This window comes from Bradyrhizobium sp. UFLA05-109 (genome assembly GCF_054185165.1).
Genome location: NZ_JBBIAR010000049.1, coordinates 1 through 18292, shown reverse-complemented (window position 1 = coordinate 18292; position 18292 = coordinate 1). Strand labels below are relative to the sequence as shown.

The following is an 18292-nucleotide window of genomic DNA, read 5'->3' as shown; positions in this document are numbered from 1 at the left end:
GGATCATGCTCTAGAACGAGACGAGATCGTTTCCGCTGAATACGCTGGCCGCTGCCGACGGCACGAGGGAGCCGATGGTTGCCTCCTGCGGTCGGATACCGCCGCCTCGCCTCAATCGATGATGTGATAGCCGCCGTCGATGTAGATGACGCTGCCTGTCATCAGCTTGGCGCCGTCGAGCGCCAGGAACGCCGTGGCATGGCCGACGTCATCGATGCTGACGAGGCTGCGTGTCGGCGCTTTCGACTGCGCCTTGTCCATGAGCTCGTCGAACTCCGGAATGCCTGAAGCGGCACGTGTCGCCAGTGGTCCCGGCGAAATCGCGTGCACGCGGATGCCCTTCGGCCCGAGCTCCGCGGCGACGTAGCGGACGGCCGATTCCAGCGCGGCCTTTGCCACGCCCATGATGTTGTAGTTCTCCACGACCATCTGGCTGCCGTAATAGGTCATGGTGAACATGGTGCCGCCATTCTTCATCAGCGGCTCCGCGAGGTGCGCCATGTGAAGGAACGACCAGCAGGAGACCTCCATGGTCTTGAGAAAGCCGTCGCGGCCGACGTCGACCACGCGTCCGTGCAGCGCCTCCTTCGGCGAGAAGGCGATCGAATGCAGCAGGAAATCGAGCTGGCCCCACTCTTTCGCAATGCGCTCGAACACCTGCTCGGTCTGGCCCTCGACCATCACGTCCAGCGGCATGAAGATCGGCGCTTCGAGCGCCTGCGCCAACGGCTCGACATGCTTCTTGGCGCGATCGTTCAGATAGGTCACCGCGAGATCGGCGCCTAATGCGCGAAACGCCCGTGCGCAGCCCCAGGCGATCGACTGATCGTTAGCGATGCCGACGACCAGACCCTTCTTGCCCTTCAGCGCAACCTTGGTCTCTGGATACACGGGAATCATGACACCCTCTTAGATCTGGCGTTTTGCGATTGTCCGCTCATCAGAAGCGACAGCGTGTGCTGCGCGATCATCAGTTCCTCGTCGGTCGGCACCACGTAGACGGGAATGAGACTGTTCGGACGCGAAACCAGCCGCGAGTGCCGCGCATTCTCGGCAGCATCGAGCGCGACGCCGAGCCAGCCGAGCTGCTCCGCGACGCGCGCTCGAATGCTGGCGGAGTTCTCACCGATGCCGGCGGTGAAGACGAATGCGTCGAGGCCCTGCAAGGCGGCTGCGAGCATTCCGGCGGCAAGGCCAATCCGATAGACGAAATAGTCGATCGCAAGCTTTGCGCGCGGGTCCGCACTCGCTTCCAGTTCCCGCATATCGTTGCTGACGCCGGACAGCCCCTTCAATCCGCAATCGCGGTAGAGGAAATCCTGCACCTTCGCAGGCGACATGCCCTTCTCGGAGATCAGATAGAGCACGACGCCGGGATCGAGCTGACCGGGACGCGTGCCCATCGGCAGGCCGTCCAGCGCCGTGAAACCCATCGTGCTCTCGACGCTCTGCCCACCCTTCATCGCGCACATCGAGGCGCCGCTGCCGAGATGCGCAACGATCACCCGCCGTTTCGCAATGCCGGGCGCGATCTGCGGCAAGGTCTTCGAGATGTATTCGTACGAGAGGCCATGAAAGCCATAGCGCCGCACGCCTTCGGCATGGAGCTGGTGCGGGATCGCGTAATGATCGGCAAGCGGCCCATGGCTGCGATGAAACGCGGTGTCGAAGCAGGCGACCTGCGGAAGCGAAGGAAAGTTGGCGAGGATCGCACGGATCGGCGCCAAATTATGCGGCTGGTGCAGCGGCGCCAGCGGGATAAAGCGTTCCAGACGCGCCACCACACCGTGGTCGATGAGGACCGGTCGCTCATATTCCGGCCCGCCATGGACGACGCGATGCCCGACAGCCAAGGGTTGAATGCTAGCCTCGTCCCTCAGCCACTCACCCGCCACCTGCATCGCGGCCGGAACGTCCGGGATCGCCTCGATCGGATAGGCCCGATCGGCCAGGGGATCGCCATCCGCCCCGCTCGCCCGCAGGCGCGGCCGGCTGCCGATGCCGTCCATCTGTCCCTTGATCTGCCGGCGGAGCGTACCCTCACCCTCGACCGAGTAAACCTGGAACTTGACGCTCGAGGAACCTGCATTGATGACGAGGATCGTATCCATGGCAGTCACGCGGCAACTGTCGGCGCCTTCTGGCGCCGTGCATAGGCGTAAAGCGCGGCCACGGCGCAGGACGCCATCCGCGCCCGCGGGCTGTCCGCGCGCGAGGTCAACACAACCGGCACGCGCGCACCGAGCACGATGCCAGCGCCGTCCGCCTTGGCGAAGTAAGCCAGATTCTTCGCCAACATGTTGCCGGCCTCGAGGTCGGGCACGACGAGGATTTGCGCACGGCCGGCCACCTCTGATTTGATGCCCTTGATCCGCGCCGCTTCGAGATCGATGGCGTTGTCGAAGGCCAGCGGACCGTCGAGCAGGCCGCCGGTGATCTGGCCGCGATCAGCCATCTTGCAGAGCGCAGCAGCCTCGATCGTGGACGGAATCTTCGACGTCACCGTCTCGACCGCCGACAGGATCGCTACCCGCGGCGTTTTGCCGAAGCCGGCAAGATTGTAGAGGTCGATCGCGTTCTGGATGATGTCGCGCTTGGCATCGAGATCGGGGAAGATGTTGATGGCCGCATCGGTGACGAAAATGGTCTCGGCATAGGCCGGGACGTCCATGACGAAGACGTGGCTGATGCGCCGGTCGGTGCGCAGGCCGCCGGTTTTGGCCGTGACGGCGCGCATCAGCTCGTCGGTGTGCAGGCTTCCCTTCATCAACAATTCGCCGCGAGCCGCGTGAACCAACTCGACGCCCTTGGCTGCGGCCGCGTCGCTGTGTGCCGCATCGACGATCTCATACCCGGCAATATCGAGACCGAACCGGCTCGCGGTCTCCCTGATCTTCCGCTCCGGCCCGACCAGCAGCGGCCGGATGATGCCCGCACTCGCGCTGTCAACGACGCCGCGCAGCGAAGTCTCGTCACAGGGGTGGACCACGATGGTCGGCGTGGGCGGCACGGCCTTGGCGGCCACGATCAGACGGTCGTATTTGCTGCCTGCTTTCGTTTGCGTCGTGTCGGCTGACATGGTGCTGCTCCCAATTCTGCCAATCTGCGCTACGACGCTTTTGCCTTGGGATCGAAAGGGGCGACATTCGATTCGCCTTCCTCACCGAGGCCGAAGAGCCCGGCAACCTGCTTCAAGCGCTTTGCCCGCTCGCCCGTGATGTCCGCACTCGCGGACAGCACTTCGCGTATCCCCGCGAAAGCTCCGCGCCGCTGATTGACGTCGTCAGGCAACATCTTCGGAATCGCAGCCAGGGCTCCGTCCCGATCGAGCAGCAACATGAAGAATTGCTCGCGAACCAGCATCTTGAACTCAGCCAGCGTCAACCGCGTTCCGGTATGGTCGCGTCGAATCTGGCGCAGCGCCTCGATGCTTCGTTCGTCAACCATGCCGCGCGCCGATCCGACATAAAGCAGTGCACGAATGGCAGCCTCGCGAAGGCCGCCTTCGCCGATCTTCGACTTCAGCTCGGCGATCCGCTTCTCCAACATCGCTCGGTGTTCGGCCGTCATCTCTCGCCTGCCGGATGGCGCGGCGTTCGGATCCACCCCGACTGCCGCCTGCAAGGCGGGCGAACCATAAAGATTGAGGAAGATGGCTTCGCTCAGCGCCTCCTGCGAATCCCGCCAGCTGTCCAGCGCGTGAACGATCTGCTTGGACATCTGTTCCTGGAACGCCAGGAACGGATTGTCCTTCGAGGCCGGCTTGCGCTTGTCCTCGACCGCGTCGGCGGCCGATTTCACCACCGACATCCACGGATTTTGACTGCTGAAGGCCTCGTATTGCAACCGCAGCGGATGAACGTTGCGCGCCCATTCCGCCATTTGCGGGGTCACCATGCCCTTGATCCAGGGCTGTACGTACCTCTGATAGGCCGCAAGATTGAGTTCCGAGACGCGCTTGGCGGCGGCAAACCGCCGCTCATCCTCGGGCGAGTTGCCGCCCATGGCGCGGATGTCGTCCAGTGTGCGCGCCTCACAGCGCATGATCCACTGACCAGTGGCGAGATCGGCATGGACAGTATCGGAACCCCTCGCCTCGAACGTGGCCTCATAGAGTCCCGGTGGCAGCACATCGATCAGATCGATATTGCTCGAGAATTCCGCGTGCTCCTTCTTGGCAACGCCGCCGGACACGAAGATGCCGAGATGGCCGACACTTTCGTGCACGGTGTAGACGATCGTCTGCCCATAGGCCCTGATCTCATCGACATCGGCATAGCAATCGAGGATCCAGTGCAATGCCTGCTGCGGCGGGGTGATGTTGTCGCCCTTGGAGCAGAACACCACGATCGGCGAACGGATGTTGCGCAAATCCACCTTCCGGCCGTCGGACATCTCGATCTTGCCGGCCGCGAGATTGTTGCCGACGAACAGCTCGTCGACGATGAACTGGATCTCCGCGGCATTGAGGTTGACGTGTCCACCCCACCAGCGCTCGAATTCGAGATAACGATCGGCTTCCGTGTCGACCTTGGAATAAACGTTATATTGCTTGGTCCAGAGCGTGTTCGAGGGATTCTGGTTCTCGAAGTTCTGCACCAGCCAGGCACCATCGAACTTGCCACCGCCGAGATCGCTCGCCAGCGCCGTGAGCCAGCTTCCGCCGAGCAACCCACCCGAATAGCGCATCGGGTACTTGCCGTGCACGCCTGCCCAATAAGCGAGCGGCGCACCGGCAATGATGAGCGGCCCGAACAGTTCCGGCCGCAGCGATGCCAAAATCATGATCGCCCAGCCGGCCTGGCAATTGCCGATCACGCAGGGCTTGCCGTCTGCCTCGGGATGACGGCTGATCACCTTTTCGATGAACAGCGCTTCGGCGCGCGCAATACGCTCGATGGTTTGTCCCGGCATCGGTTCCGGAAGGAAGCCAATGAAATAGCAGGGATGTCCCGCCTTCATGGCGACACCGATCTCGCTGTCGGCCTTGAAGCCGCCAATGCCCGGCCCGTGGCCCGCGCGGGGATCGACCACGATGAATGGCCGCCGCTTCATATCGATTTCGACGCCCTTGGGCGGAATGATACGCACCAGCGCGTAATTGACCGGCTCGTCCAGCTTGCGGCCGTCCATGATCAATTCGGCGGCATATTGCAGGACATGCGGCGCAGTCTGCGCGACATGTTCCCGGTACTGGTCACCGCGCTGACGCATGATGTCCAGGAACAGGACGCTGCGCTGACCCGCATCCACCAGATATTCGACGGCGGACGCAACCAGCCCAGACATGGGACCGCCAGGGAGTTGTGGTTTGTCCAGTTGTGGTTTGTCCAGTTGCTGTGCTTTGTCCATGGACATGTTCCGACCTCGCTGTCGCGCTGCGTTATTCAAGGTGCGTGTCCGCTGGCAAGCGTTGATCTAGGTCAACGTCGGGGGGACCATTAAAGCGATGTCGAGATATGGCGCTCGGCAGTGAGCCAGGCCGAGATGGTATCGGGACCCTCATGACAGAGGCGGCACACTATTCAGCCCAGGAGTTTTTGAAGGACGGGAGCCCGGTCGAGATCAGGGCGCTACGTTCCGAGGACGAGGCGGACATGCTGGCCGCGATCGAGCGGACGAGCCCGCAATCTCTGCAGCGCCGCTTCTTTGCCATGAAGCGCCACTTCTCGGACAAGGAGCGTGCCTACTTCATGCAGGTCGACTTCAAAAATCACGTTGCGCTTGCTGCGCTTGTCCGCGAAGGCGATGGACAGGTGATTGTCGGGGGTGGCCGCTTCATCGTGTTCGAACCAGGGGTCGCAGAAATGGCCTTCGTCGTGATCGATGCTTTCCAGGGACGCGGACTCGGCTCGCTCCTCATGCGGCAACTCATCCGGATCGCGCGCGACGGCGGATTACGGGAATTGACGGCAGAGGTCCTTCCCGAGAACACGGCAATGCTGCGCGTGTTCGAAAGGGCCGGCTTCAAGCCCGCCGCGCGTCGTGATCCGCAAACGGTCCATCTGATCCTTGAGCTCTGCTAAGCTTCAGCCGCTCGTCGTTTTTTCCACCGGCCCGGCGCCGTCGATGCGGATCCACGCCGCGGCTAGCTCCCAGGCCACAGACAGGATGATCGGCCCAATGAAAAGGCCGATGATCCCATGCGCGAGTGTTCCCCCGATCACGCCAATGAGAATGACGAGCGTCGGCGTGGTCAGGCCACGTCCCATCACGAGCGGTTTCAGGATGTTGTCGAGGAAGCCGACAAGGACGAGGAACACCGTCAGGAGCAGTGCCGTCGTGACATCCTTGTCCGTCCAGATCCAGATGACCACGGGAAGAAGCACGATGAGCGGACCGATCTGCACGATCGACAACAGCAGGACGACGAACGCCAGCAGGCCCGCGCTTGGAATATCGGCCAGCTTGAAGCCGATACCGGCCAGCAAGGCCTGAATGATCGCGACACCGATCACGCCCTGCGCCACCGCCCGGATGGTCGCACCCGCAAGCGCCAAAAAATGCTCGCTCTGTTCGGGCACGATCCGGGACAGGAAACCGCGGGTCACCGCCACGAGTTGCGGCCCGAAAGGCAGGAGAATGCCGGAGACGAAGACGGACAGCAGGAACTGAAGCGTGCCGAGACCGGCATCGCCTGCGAATGACAACAGCGGTCCCGCAAGCGGCTTCAGATAAGGCGCCACCTCGCGCAACACCGCCCGCACGTTGGTGTAGGCCAGATCCCAGAGTTCATAGAGCTGCGGGCCGATCAATGGCCACGTTTTGACCCGTTCCGGTGCCGGCTGAAGGGCAAGGTCACCGGTACCGAGCTGGCTTGCCAGATCCTTCACGCCCTCCACCGCGCTCACGCCGAGCCAGGCGGCCGGGCCCAGAACGATGCCGAGCGCGATGAGCGTCAGGATCGCTGCCGCGGTTCGAGGACGTCCGCCAAGCAGTTTCGCAAGCCAGCTGAAGGCGGGATAGAACGCGACCGCAAGCACCGCGCTCCAGGTCAGAATCGAGACGAAGGGACGGATGATGACGAACGTCCAGATGATCAGCAGAGCCAGCAGGCCCAGCCGGATCAAGAGCTGGATGATATCTTCTGCGGACAAGAGCTGACGAAGCGTCTTCACGGCGGTCTCTCATCTCAAGGCAGCATTTGCAGAAATATCGATCGGCCTCGTGCAGTCCTGTTGACCCAGATCAAGGATCGCCGCTCCCGCGGTTCCCGGCCGGATTGCCCCTAGAATGCGCCGGCCATCGTCACCCGGAAGGTGAGCGGCTCGACCGGGTGCAACACGTAATCCATCACGCCATTCTGGCACACGGCCGCCGGAGCGGTCTGCTGAACGTAGCAGAGATTGTAAAGGGAATCCGTCTTCAGCAGCGAGCCGTAGGCATAGGTGATCTGGTTCGCTTTCGTGTTGAAGATATTGAGCACGTCAAGCTGGATGCGCCAGCCATTGTCGGTCCGATAGCCGAGCCGCGCATTGACGATGCTGGTCGGTTGCGAGCGGAACGCGTTGTCCTCGGTCAGGGGACTGGAGGCAAGATAACGCCAGCGCACGCCGCCGAACCAGCCGGTCTTCTCACCGAGCGTGATGCCGGCCGACGCCACCATGGCCGGCGCGTTCGGAATATAGTTGCCGGGCGCGTTGCCGATCTGCACCTCGGGGAAACCTGCGAGGGAGGCATAGATCGCCGCCTGCTCGCCGTCATAACCGCGAAACCGCGCGTGCGTCATCGCAAGATTGGCGTCGATGTCGATCCAGGATTTTGGGCGATAATGGTTGATCCACTCGAAGCCGTAGCGGCGGCTGGCGCGGCTTGCCGAGGTATCGCCGGCATCGCCCGAGAACAGGATCTCGGAATCCTGGTCGAGGATGAAAAGGCTGAGCGAGGTGTCGAGATCGGGAATGATCTTGCTGCGCACGCCAACCTCCGCGCCCCTGGTGCGCACCAGCAGCGGTGACGGCAAGAGCTTCGTGCCGGGATCGCCGGGGTCTTCGGTCGTCGTCGCGCCGCGCGCGTCATTCGAGTGCATACCGTAGCCGGCGCCGAGAAAGAACTCGGTCCTGTCAAAGGGACCGAGCACCATCCGGAATTTCGGGCTGCCGATCGCGGCGTTGGTGCGGCCGCTGTTGTTGGCGTCGTACAGCGAGGCGACATCAGCGGCGTAGTAATCGCCGCGCCAACCGGCCGTGGTCCGAAGCCAGCTGGTCCAGTATGTGGTGGTCTCGGCATAGACGCCGACGCTACCCTCACCGACCTTGTCGCTGCGGATATTCGACAGAAAGTCGCGCTGAAACGTTCGCGTCAGTGCGAGATCGATCGCGTCGTAGCGCGATTGCAAGCCGATGGTGGTCTCGACGGGCAGGCCCGCAAATGATCCGTTCAGCGTGCGCGCGATGTTGGCGCCGGCCATCAGCCGGTCATCATGCTGGTGGAACTGGTCGCCAAAAGTTTGGTCGCTGAGCACATAGGTGAAGTTGTTGTAGAGATCGAGCTCGCTGTTGACGACATAGGCGTTGGCCTTCCACGCGCCCCTGTCGTCGCTCTGCGCGAGCCGCGCCGACAGCGCAAAGCGATTGGTGTTGCCGCCGTCGCTCGGATCCTCCGAACCGAACCGGTCGAGCAGGCCGGCGGTGATCGCGCGTTGTGGCACCTGGTCGGTCGAATTCCATTTGTTGACGTAGGCCATGCCGGTTATCGAGACACCGTCGGTCGCGGTTCCCTGGCTGTAGCGCATGAGCCCGTTGAGCTTGCGCATGTTGTCGGGATTATCCCAAGGGCCATCATAGGTGCCGGCCTCGCCAGCGATCAGCAGCGAACCGTCGCCGAGCTTGACCGAATCCATGCCGAGAAAGCGGCGATACCCGAAGCTGCCCGCCGTCATCTGCGCCAGGCCCTTCACGGTGCGATCGATCAGGCCGATATGCACGTTGCCGACAGAGGAGAAATCACCCTCATCGGCGAAATACGGCCCCTTGCGCACGTCCATCGCAGCGACCGTTTCAGGGATCAGCCAGTTGAGATCGGCATAGCCCTGGCCGTGCGCGTGCGTGCGCATATTGACCGGCACGTCGTCGACATAGATCGCCAGATCGGTGCCGTGATCGAGGTTGTAGCCGCGCAGGAAATACTGGTTGGCTTTGCCCTCACCGGAGTGCTGGGTCACGATCAGGCCCGGCACAGCCTCCAGCAGCTCTCCTGGACGCGTGACGGGCCTTGCGCGCAGATCCTCGCCAGATACGGTCGTCTCGCTTGCCATGGATGGCGACGCTGGCGGGCCGGAGGCGACGCCGCTGACGGCAGCCCCCGCGACCGTAGTCGGATAGACAACGAGCCGCGTCGTCGAGGCCGTGGACCTTCTAGAGCGTTGCGGCACGGGCCTTGCTGTCTTCCGCGGCGTCTCACTGCGCGTCACCGCGATGGGTGGCAATTCGAGCACGGCAGAAGCATTCTGCGCGAATGCACTTCTCCCTTCAGCGCAAGCAAGGCACGCGACGAGCGTCGAAAACGCGGCTAATCGCTGTCCGCGCGCAAAACAATCAGACCAACTCGACCGCATCGACGCACTTCAGGACGCCGTGCTCGGCGTGGCGAATGTAACGCGATAGGTGACGATCGAGACGATCCAGGCGAGCACGAACAGGGCGATCACCGCGAAGCCGAAATTGGCGAGCGAGCCGTTGAGGCCTTCGATCAGCATCCACAGCGCGCCGTCGAGGCCAAAACGCTGGCCGATCAGGCCGAGAGCCTCGACGCCGCCGATGAACAGCGCGACCACCACGGAGGCGCCGGTGATGGTGAGGTTGTACCAGAGCTTGCGCATGGGATCGACGAAGGCCCAGCGATAGGCGCTCACCATCAGCGTCGAGTCGGCGGTGTCGACCAGCGCCATGCCGGCGGCGAACAGCGCGGGAAACACCAGCACATCCGACAGCGACGCGCCGCGGGCGGCTTCCGTCGCCGAGATGCTCAAGAGCCCGATCTCGGTCGCGGTATCGAAGCCGAGCCCGAACAGGAAGCCGAGCGGATACATGTGCCGGGATTTCGAGACCATGCGGAACATCGGCGCAAGCAGCCGTGCCAGGAAACCACGGCCGGCCAGCAGCGCCTCGATGCCTTCCGCATCATGGGTGCCATGGGCACGGACCGCACGCAGCGTCCGCCACAGGCCGACGAAGATCGCGAGATTGACCACGGCGATCAACAGCAGGAAGAGCGCAGACACCGAGGTGCCGATCACGCCGCCGACCGTCTTGAGCAGGCTTTCGCCGCCAAGGCTCACCACGCCAAGGCAGAGCAGCAGCGTGGCCACCACCACGACCGTGGAATGGCCGAGCGCAAAATAGAGCCCGGCGCTTTTTGGTGTGTCGCCCGCATGCATTAGCTTGCGCACGACATTGTCGATGGCCGCGATGTGATCGGCATCCACGGCGTGGCGCAGGCCGAACACCCAGGCGAGCAGCGCGGTCGCCATCACGGCGGGCCGGTCGGCGAACAGCGCGAAAGCCCAGATCCATGCGGCGACGTTGGCGAAGATCAGTCCTGCGAACAGCAACAGGGTGCCGGATATGCCCCCCTGCCCAGACCACTTCGTCACCCGTCCCGCTCCATCCAACCGCAATTCCCGGTATGATCTTTCTATCGAACTATCACACCAGGGAGCAAGCCTAGATGTAGCCCTCAAACGCGACCCGCTGGGCTGGCGTCAGATGCAGGCCGTGCTTGGTGCGGCGATCCAGGAAGTCGGCCGGGCTTTTGGCCCACTCCTTCTCGCGCAAGTATGCTGCTTCGCGTTCATAGAAGTCGCCGCCGAAATGACGTCCGAGATCGGCGGAGATGCGGGCCGCGCCCAAAAGCTCACGGGCGCGCGTCCCGTAAAGGCGCGCATAGTGATGGATCAGCTTGCGCGGAAGATCGGGATAATCGCGCGCGAGGTTGACGGCGAAACTGTCGAAGGGGCCGCCGATGTCGCCGCCCGGCAGCGGCGCTCCCGCCGTCCATGCCGGCTGCATCTTTGGAAACCAGCCCTCCAGACGCCCGAGCGCGTGCTCGGCGAGCCTGCGATAGGTCGTGATCTTGCCGCCGAAGATCGACAGCAGCGGCGGCGTATCAGGCGTGCCGTGAATCTCGAAAACATAGTCGCGCGTCACCGCGGACGGATTGTCCGCGTTGTCGTCGTAGAGTGGACGAACTCCGGAGAAGGCATGGACCACTTCGTTTCCGCGCGGCGGAGCCCGGAAGTAGCGGCTCAAGACCTTGAGTAGATAATCGATCTCGCCCTGGTCGATCGCGACGTCCTCGGCGTGGCCGTCGTATGGAATGTCCGTGGTGCCGATCAGCGCGAGATCGTCCTCATAGGGATTGACGAAGATCACGCGGCGATCCTCGTTCTGGAGCAGATAGGCCTGCGGCCCGCTCCAGAATTTCGGCACCACCACATGGCTTCCCTTGACCAGCCGGACATTGTGCGCAGAGTTGAGGCCCGCTACGCCCTGCACGACGTCTTGCACCCAGGGACCTGCCGCATTGACGAGCGCACGCGCGCGGACGATCTGCGTGCTGCCGTCCTCGCTCTGCATCTCCAGACGCCAGACGTCCCCCTCCCGGCGCGCGCTCACCGCGCGGGTGCGCGGCAGGATTTTTGCGCCGTTGTCTGCGGCATCGATCAAATTGAGGATCACGAGCCGGGCATCGTCGACCCAGCAATCCGAATATTCGAAGCCGCGGCGGAATTCGGCGCGCAGCGGCGCCCCCTCCGGTTCATGCGCGAGGTCGAGCCCGCGACTCGCGGGTAAGCGCTTGCGGCCGCCGAGGTGGTCGTAGAGGAACAGACCGGTGCGAACCAGCCAGGCCGGCCGGTGCTCCGGCGAGTGCGGCAGCACGAAGCGCATCGGCCAGATGATATGCGGCGCCGATGCGAGCAGCACCTCGCGCTCGATCAGGGCCTCGCGGACCAGGCGAAACTCGTAGTATTCGAGATAACGCAGCCCGCCATGGACGAGCTTGCCGGAGCGCGACGAGGTGCCTTCGGCGAAATCATCCTTCTCGCACAACAGGACACTCAGCCCGCGCCCCGCCGCATCGCGGGCGATACCGGCGCCATTGATGCCACCGCCGATGATGGCGATGTCGACAAGCCCGTGATCCCTGCCCGCCCCAGGCGCAGCGCCCGTCATCGCTTTCCGCTGTGCTTCTTCTCGACCCGTTGCCGTGCCGCCGCCTTCGCGGCGCGCGCCTTGACCGGCTTTGGACTCGACTTGGCCGTGAACTTGGAACTGGGCTTGGAATTGGGCTTGGGCGCCTGCAAGCCGTAAGTCGAGAATCCCTTTGCCGTGTCGGCGATCTCCGCTTCGCTGAGAATATGCGGCCCCCCGAGCGCGAGCGAGAGATAGTATTGCCGCGCGATGGTCTCGAGCTCGACGGCGAGCCACATCGCCTTGTCGATATTGGCGCCGACCGCGATCATGCCGTGGTTGGCGAGCAGGCAACCGTTGCGGCCCTCGAGCGCTTGCAGGGCGAGTTCGGACAGCTCAGCCGTGCCATAGCGAGCATAGCCGGCGCAGCGGATGTCGTTGCCGCCGAACGCCGCCATCATGTAGTGGCAGGCGGGAATCGGCTTGCGGGCAATCGCGAGCACGGTCGCGTAGGTCGAGTGCGTGTGGACGACGCCGCCGACATCCGGCCGTCCGCGCATGATATCGAGATGAAAGCGCCATTCGGTGGACGGCTGCAGCGGTCCTTCCCAGGAGCCGTGCTCGCCTTCGAGCGGCATCGAAGCAATCATCTCCGGCTGCATCGCCTCATAGGGCGTCGCCGACGGCGTGATCAGCATCCGGTCCTTGTAGCGGGCGGAGATGTTGCCTGACGTCCCCTGGTTCAGACCCGAGGCGTTCATCCACCGGCACTTGGCGATGATCGCTTCGCGTAACAGTCGCTCCTCACGGGTCATGTCAAAGTACCTTTCGTCTTCAGCAAGGGTTGAGCGGCGGCTCGCCGGCGAGATAGCGCCGAACCTCTTCCGCGGCCTGATCGGCGGCAATGGTGACCGTGCGCAAGGAGGCCCCGGCGATGTGCGGCGTCAGCGTGACATTCGGCAGTTGCAGCAGCGGCCAGTCCGGCGGCACCGGTTCGACCGCAAACGTGTCGAGCATGGCGCTGCCGAGGCGCCCCGAGGACAACACCTCGAAGAGCGCCTGGTAGTCGACCAGCGGGCCGCGCGCCGTGTTGATCAGCACCGCGCCGGGCTTGACCCGCTCGAGTGCCGCGCGATCGATGAAGCCCGTCGTCTCGGTGTTGACCCGCGCGTGCAGGCTGATGACGTCGGCGCGTGCCAGCAGGTCTGCCAGGCCCACGTGCTCGACGCCGTCATTGCGGTCCTGCGCACTGAGCTGAACGTAGGGATCGGCGACCAGGATCTTGCAGCCAAAGGCCTTGAGCAGCTTCACCACGCGGGTGCCGATCGCGCCATAACCGACGATGCCCACGGTCATCTCGCCGAGCTCCCGCCCGGTGCGATCGGCACGATAGAGATCGCCGCGCCATTCGCCACCGCGCAGGGACTCGTGTCCACTGCGGATCAGGCGCGTCTCCGCAAGAATAGCTCCGATGGTGAACTCGGCCACCGCACTCGCGTTGCGGCCGGGCGTGTTGACCACGATCACGCCGTGATCGCGCGTGGCCTGCATGTCGATATTGACGGGACCGCCGCGCGAGACCGCAATGAATTTGAGGTTCGGCAAGCGCTCCAGCATTGATCGCGAGATCGGCGCGAGGTGCGTCACCAGCAGCGCTGCGTCTCCGATGAATTCCGCGACCTCGTCCGGGTCGCCCATGAACTCCTTCAGCCCATCGAGCTTGGAGCCGGCATAGCCGTGCTCCATCGGCTCATCCGGCCAGGGCTGCTCCAGTAGGCGGATGTCGACGCCGTTGCCGCAGGCAGCCGTGATCTTCTCGGCGAAGACCGACGGCAGCATGAAGCGGTCACCGACGATGGCGATGGAGCTAGACATGACCGGCTCCCGCACGCAGCGCCGCGAGTTGCTTCCAGACCGGCCGAGACGCCAGCCTCGCCTCCAGATAGGCCGGGAACATTTTCGCATAGCGCGCGGCCAATGCGGCGTCTGGCGTTTGTGGCTCGTTCAAATACGGTTTCACCCAATCCTCAGCACAACTGGTCATATCGGAATAAAGGCCTGTTGCGACGGCCGCGATCATCGCGGCCCCTCCCGCCCCGGCTTCGCCGCGGCTGCAGACGCGAACATTGCATTCGAGCACAGCCCCAAGGATGGCCCCGAGCGCGCGGCTGCGCGCTGCGCCGCCGGTGATCCGCACCTCGCCCGGCAGCGCCCCCATCGCGGCATAGCAATCGCGCGCGGCGAAGGCGAGCCCCTCCATCACGGCCCGCATCAGGTCCCAATAGCCGTGGCGCGACCGCAGACCGATCAGTTGGGCGCAAGCCTCATGCGCAACGAACGGCCCGCGCTCGCCGGCATCGGAGATGAAGGGATGAAACAAGAGCTCGCCGGCCTTCGCCGTCAACACCTTCTCGTCCAGACGGCGGATCAGATCGGTGCGCGAACGCACGACGCCCTCGGCGGCCAAGAGATCGCGCGCCAGATCGAGCAGCCAGTCGATGTTCAGCGTTGCCGCCATGTTGGACTGCATCTGCGTATAGTGGCCGGCGACCGGGAACGGCATGGTGTAGCCGGTCGCCTCCGCGTTCAGCGTGACCGCGTCGGCGCTGGCGGCGAGACGCATATGCATGCCGGTGGACCCGATGATGGTGCAGCCGACATCGGGTGAAGGATCGTAGAGGCCCGCGCCGAGAGCGTTGCAGACCACATCGACATAACCGAGCGAGACCGGCACGCCCTCAGGCAGTCCGGTCTCAATCGCAGCGGCAGCACTCAACGGATGCGTCGTCGTAACCCCGTCCACGACCTCGGGAAACAGGGCCGCGCAATCGGCGATGCCGATCAGCCTCGCGGTCTCCACATCAAAGCCGCGCTTGCGGAAATCCCCACAAGTAAAGGTCGACTCCGACGGATCGGTCGCACGCTGACCGGTGAGCAGGAAGTAAAGCCAATCCTTGCAGTGAAAGGCCGTCCCGGCCCGGGACAGTGTCACGGGCGCATGCTTCTGTAGCCAAGCGAGTTGCGGCCCCTGCTGACAGGCGTTGAGTCCGGAACCGGTACGCCGATAGAGTGCGGCATTGCGCTCGCTGGAGCGGATCCCTTCGACAAGGCTGGCGGCGCGGGAATCCAGCCACAGCAGCGCCGGCGCGACCGGACGGCCGTCATCGTCGATGAGCCAGGTGCCGTCGCCCTGCCCTGTGACCGCGACGGCCGCGAGACGCCGGGAAATATCCGGCACCGCCGCCACCAGCCCGCGCAATGCGGCGACCGTATCGGTCCATGTCCGCGACATGTCCTGCTCGACGTGGCCGCCGGGCGAGGTCGTATATATATTAGGCAGAGAGAAATCGCCGAGCTGCCGCCCGTCGCGCGTGAACGCCACGGTCTTGATCAGAGACGTGCCGGCATCGATACCGATGATCACGTCGCGCTGCGGCGAGGCCTGCATGGTCAGCCCCCCTCCGCATGGCGAATGCAGGCGCCGTCGGCCCCAAAAATGTGGAGGTGACGCGGCTCCAGCGCGAATGGAATGACGTCGCCCGGCCGCGCCGCAATCCGGTTCGGCGTCACTGCGATGAGGAGATGGCCGGCGCATTCCCCTGCGACATGCGACTGGTCGCCGAGCCATTGATTGGACACGACGCGCACGCGGACATCGCCCGTCCCGACCGCGACCTTCTGCGGGCGGATGCCGACCCGGACGCGCTTGCCCGGTTCAAGGGACCGTCGCGCGGCCTGATCGAGCGTATCACCGGGAATCCGGAACGCGATATCGGAGCCAACCGACAGGCGGAAACCGCCATCGGCGGGTGCAACGTCCGTCTCCAGCAGGTTCATCGGCGGCTCGCCAATGAAGCTCGCGACGAACAAGTTGGCCGGGCGGTTCTTCAATTCCCTTTCGCTGGCGAATTGCTGAAGGACGCCGTCCTCCATCACCGCAATCCGATCGGCGAGCGCGCTTGCCTCGGTCTGGTCATGGGTGACGAAGATCGCCGTCATGCCGCGCTCGGCCAAAAGACCCTTGATCCGGCCGCGGAGCACGGCGCGGAGTTGCGGCTCGAGCTGGCCCATGGGCTCGTCGAGCAGATAGAGGTCGGCGTCGCGCACCAAGGCACGCGCCAGCGACACACGCTGCTGCTGCCCGCCGGAGATGGCACGCGGAAAGCTGTCCAAGATATCCTCGATCTCGACCAGCCGCGCGATCGCTTCGACCCGGCGCGATATTTCGCTGCGCGAGAGCTGCTGCGCCTTGAGCGCAAAGGCAATGTTTTCGCGCACCGTCAGCGGCGGATAGAGCGAATAGCCCTCAAAGGCCATCGCCACTTTGCGTTTCGCGGGCGGCAGCTCGTCGATCCGCCGCTGCGACAGCGCGATCGCGCCCGAGGTCACGCTCTCGAAGCCCGCAATCATCCGCAAGGTCGAGGTCTTGCCGCAGCCCGAGGAGCCCAAGAGAGCGACGATCTCGCCCTTCTTCACGTCCATGTCGAGCGCGCGCACGGCGTGCACCGGCGGTTTGCCGCGGCTGCTGTAGACCTTGTCGACATTCTTGATTTCGAGCATGGCCATGGGTTCGCTTCCCTCACGCCGCCTGACGCCGGTGCGGCAGACCAACCCGGAGCCCTGTCGCACGATCGAACAATAGCGCCGCCTCCGGCGCGAAACGGACGAAGACGCCGTCGTCGGCACTCGCCATCGGCGAATCCGGCGGCAGCGCCGCGAGCCATTCAGAGCCATCGGCAAAGCGCAGCAGCAGTACGGCCCTTTCGTGCATCGGTGTAACCGCGACGACGCGCGCGGGAACGGCGTCTTCGCTGGCTGACCGGGTAATGACGAGATCGTCGGGGCGAACGCCGAGCCAGCACTGACTGAGGTCGGTCGCCTGCTGATCCACGGGATCGAGCCTGACTTTTGTCCCGGCAATCTCGGCCGTCAGGCCCGCCTGCTCGGCGTGGGGCGTGACTTCGGCCAGATTGATGCTGGGATCGCCGAACAGGCGCGCCACCGCAACCGATGCCGGCCGGGCGTAAATCTCTTCGGGGCGCGCGACCTGGACGAGACGGCCCTCGATCAGCACCGCGATGCGGTCCGCAATCGCCATCGCTTCGCGATAGTCCTGGGTGACGTAGAGCACCGCGGCAGAGCTGCGGCGCAACAGGCTCGGCAGCTCGAGCCGCATTTCATAGCGAAGTTTTGCATCGACGTTGCGCAAGGGATCATCCAGCAGCAGCACCTCCGGATTGCCGATCAGCGCGCGCGCGAGCGCCGTGCGCTGCTTTTGCCCGTTGGACAATTCGCGCGGCATATGGCCGAGCACATGCTCGATCTTCAACAACCGGCTGATCGACGTGACTCGCGAGGCCAACTCACCGCCCTTGGCTTTGGCCCGCAGGCCGCTCGCAATGTTGTCCTGCGCACTCATGTGCGGGAACAGCGCGAAGTTCTGGAAGGCCATGCCGATGCCGCGCTGCTCCGGTGGCGCGCCGACGATGGAGCGGCCGCCAACCAGGATGTCGCCCTCGTCGGGCTCGAACATGCCCGCGATCATGCGCAGCAGCACAGTCTTGCCGCTGCCCGAGGGGCCGAACACCGCAACGATCTCGCCGGGCTCGACCGCCAGCGACAGGTTGTCGGCGCAACGCACCGGGCCGAAAGCCTTGCCGACGGAATTGAGTTCAAGACGCGCCATGGGTCAGCCTTTCACCGCGCCGAGCGAGAGCCCCTCGACCAGGTAGCGCTGCGCATAGAGCGCGAGCAGCAAGGTCGGCGTAACCGAGAGCACGATCGCAGCTGCGATCTGGCCGTACTGGATGCCTGAGGCCGTGACGAAGGCCAGCGCGCCCACGGTCACGGGCTGCTTGTCGGCAGAGGCCAGGATCAGCGCGAAGACGAAATTGTTCCAGCAGAAGATGAAGGACAGCAGGCCCGCCGCCGCGATGCCGGGACCGGCGAGCGGCACCGCAATGCGGGTAAAGGCCTCGCGCCAGGAATGGCCGGCGAGCCGATAGGCGTGCTCGATGTCCGGGCTGATGTCCTCGAAATAGCCGCGCACGATCCACAGGATCAGGGGAAGCGCGATGAGCTGATAGACCCAGACGATGCCGAAATACGTGTCGCTGAGCCCGAGCTGCTGGTAGTACAGTGACAGCGGCAGCAGCACGAGC

General features: G+C 64.2%; 15 protein-coding genes. 1 reads left to right on the top strand and 14 read right to left on the bottom strand.

The features are described 5' to 3' along the window. Nucleotides 1-111: 111 nt before the first annotated feature. Genes fabI through Q3C01_RS30235 form a run of 4 tightly spaced genes read right to left on the bottom strand, consistent with a single transcriptional unit; the run spans nucleotide 112 to nucleotide 5289 of the window. Nucleotides 112-900 carry an enoyl-ACP reductase FabI gene (gene fabI / locus Q3C01_RS30250; RefSeq protein ID WP_458148947.1) on the bottom strand — a complete coding sequence of 263 codons (789 nt, stop codon included), beginning with the start codon at nucleotides 898-900 and terminating at the stop codon, nucleotides 112-114. Then, nucleotides 897-2111, bottom strand: coding sequence for an acetate/propionate family kinase (locus Q3C01_RS30245; RefSeq protein WP_458148946.1), 1215 nt, complete (start codon nucleotides 2109-2111; stop codon nucleotides 897-899). The genes fabI and Q3C01_RS30245 overlap by 4 nt, the downstream gene beginning before the upstream one ends. A gap of 5 nt (nucleotides 2112-2116) precedes the next feature. Then, on the bottom strand, nucleotides 2117-3079 hold the full coding sequence (locus Q3C01_RS30240; protein WP_458148945.1) for a phosphate acetyltransferase: 963 nt from the start codon (nucleotides 3077-3079) through the stop codon (nucleotides 2117-2119). A gap of 29 nt (nucleotides 3080-3108) precedes the next feature. Further along, a complete protein-coding gene (locus Q3C01_RS30235; protein WP_458148944.1) occupies nucleotides 3109-5289 on the bottom strand; it encodes a DUF3141 domain-containing protein in 2181 nt (726 codons plus the stop codon). Between the two features lie 215 nt (nucleotides 5290-5504). On the opposite strand from Q3C01_RS30235, the gene Q3C01_RS30230 reads away from it, so the two are divergent. After that, nucleotides 5505-6026, top strand: coding sequence for a GNAT family N-acetyltransferase (locus Q3C01_RS30230; protein WP_458148943.1), 522 nt, complete (start codon nucleotides 5505-5507; stop codon nucleotides 6024-6026). A 3-nt stretch (nucleotides 6027-6029) separates the two neighbouring features. Here the strand turns inward: Q3C01_RS30230 and Q3C01_RS30225 are convergent, their stop codons facing one another. The 10 genes from Q3C01_RS30225 to Q3C01_RS30180 all read right to left on the bottom strand — a co-directional run. Then, entirely contained in the window at nucleotides 6030-7118 is a 1089-nt protein-coding gene (locus Q3C01_RS30225) for an AI-2E family transporter (RefSeq protein WP_458148942.1), read from the bottom strand. 110 nt (nucleotides 7119-7228) lie between these two features. Beyond that, nucleotides 7229-9256, bottom strand: a complete 2028-nt coding sequence (locus Q3C01_RS30220) for a TonB-dependent receptor (protein ID WP_458148941.1) — start codon at nucleotides 9254-9256, stop codon at nucleotides 7229-7231. 309 nt (nucleotides 9257-9565) lie between these two features. Beyond that, nucleotides 9566-10594 carry a HoxN/HupN/NixA family nickel/cobalt transporter gene (locus Q3C01_RS30215; RefSeq protein ID WP_458148940.1) on the bottom strand — a complete coding sequence of 343 codons (1029 nt, stop codon included), beginning with the start codon at nucleotides 10592-10594 and terminating at the stop codon, nucleotides 9566-9568. A gap of 70 nt (nucleotides 10595-10664) precedes the next feature. Continuing rightward, nucleotides 10665-12173 (bottom strand): glycerol-3-phosphate dehydrogenase, encoded by a 1509-nt coding sequence (locus Q3C01_RS30210; protein ID WP_458148939.1) that lies wholly within the window; start codon nucleotides 12171-12173, stop codon nucleotides 10665-10667. Beyond that, nucleotides 12170-12946 (bottom strand): class II aldolase/adducin family protein, encoded by a 777-nt coding sequence (locus Q3C01_RS30205; RefSeq protein WP_458148938.1) that lies wholly within the window; start codon nucleotides 12944-12946, stop codon nucleotides 12170-12172. The genes Q3C01_RS30210 and Q3C01_RS30205 overlap by 4 nt, the downstream gene beginning before the upstream one ends. Nucleotides 12947-12965: 19 nt before the next feature. Continuing rightward, entirely contained in the window at nucleotides 12966-14006 is a 1041-nt protein-coding gene (locus Q3C01_RS30200) for a 2-hydroxyacid dehydrogenase (protein WP_458148937.1), read from the bottom strand. Beyond that, nucleotides 13999-15579, bottom strand: coding sequence for an FGGY family carbohydrate kinase (locus Q3C01_RS30195; RefSeq protein WP_458148936.1), 1581 nt, complete (start codon nucleotides 15577-15579; stop codon nucleotides 13999-14001). Before Q3C01_RS30195 ends, Q3C01_RS30200 begins: the two co-directional genes overlap by 8 nt. 2 nt (nucleotides 15580-15581) lie before the next feature. After that, complete coding sequence (locus Q3C01_RS30190; protein ID WP_458148989.1) at nucleotides 15582-16691, bottom strand: ABC transporter ATP-binding protein; 1110 nt, start codon at nucleotides 16689-16691, stop codon at nucleotides 15582-15584. A 19-nt stretch (nucleotides 16692-16710) separates the two neighbouring features. Further along, the gene (locus Q3C01_RS30185) at nucleotides 16711-17817 is read right to left on the bottom strand and encodes an ABC transporter ATP-binding protein (protein ID WP_458148935.1); all 1107 of its coding nucleotides are present in this window, start codon (nucleotides 17815-17817) and stop codon (nucleotides 16711-16713) included. A gap of 3 nt (nucleotides 17818-17820) precedes the next feature. Continuing rightward, a partial coding sequence (locus Q3C01_RS30180; RefSeq protein ID WP_458148934.1) for a carbohydrate ABC transporter permease occupies nucleotides 17821-18292 on the bottom strand: 472 nt, incomplete at its 5' end.

Coding starts and splice junctions, on each gene's coding strand:
- Q3C01_RS30245 (WP_458148946.1), bottom strand. CDS start 2,111: ATGGATACGATCCTCGTCATCAATGCAGGTTCCTCGAGCGTCAAGTTC.
- fabI (WP_458148947.1), bottom strand. CDS start 900: ATGATTCCCGTGTATCCAGAGACCAAGGTTGCGCTGAAGGGCAAGAAG.
- Q3C01_RS30205 (WP_458148938.1), bottom strand. CDS start 12,946: ATGACCCGTGAGGAGCGACTGTTACGCGAAGCGATCATCGCCAAGTGC.
- Q3C01_RS30240 (WP_458148945.1), bottom strand. CDS start 3,079: ATGTCAGCCGACACGACGCAAACGAAAGCAGGCAGCAAATACGACCGT.
- Q3C01_RS30195 (WP_458148936.1), bottom strand. CDS start 15,579: ATGCAGGCCTCGCCGCAGCGCGACGTGATCATCGGTATCGATGCCGGC.
- Q3C01_RS30210 (WP_458148939.1), bottom strand. CDS start 12,173: ATGACGGGCGCTGCGCCTGGGGCGGGCAGGGATCACGGGCTTGTCGAC.
- Q3C01_RS30235 (WP_458148944.1), bottom strand. CDS start 5,289: ATGTCTGGGCTGGTTGCGTCCGCCGTCGAATATCTGGTGGATGCGGGT.
- Q3C01_RS30185 (WP_458148935.1), bottom strand. CDS start 17,817: ATGGCGCGTCTTGAACTCAATTCCGTCGGCAAGGCTTTCGGCCCGGTG.
- Q3C01_RS30230 (WP_458148943.1), top strand. CDS start 5,505: ATGACAGAGGCGGCACACTATTCAGCCCAGGAGTTTTTGAAGGACGGG.
- Q3C01_RS30200 (WP_458148937.1), bottom strand. CDS start 14,006: ATGTCTAGCTCCATCGCCATCGTCGGTGACCGCTTCATGCTGCCGTCG.
- Q3C01_RS30220 (WP_458148941.1), bottom strand. CDS start 9,256: ATGGCAAGCGAGACGACCGTATCTGGCGAGGATCTGCGCGCAAGGCCC.
- Q3C01_RS30190 (WP_458148989.1), bottom strand. CDS start 16,691: ATGCTCGAAATCAAGAATGTCGACAAGGTCTACAGCAGCCGCGGCAAA.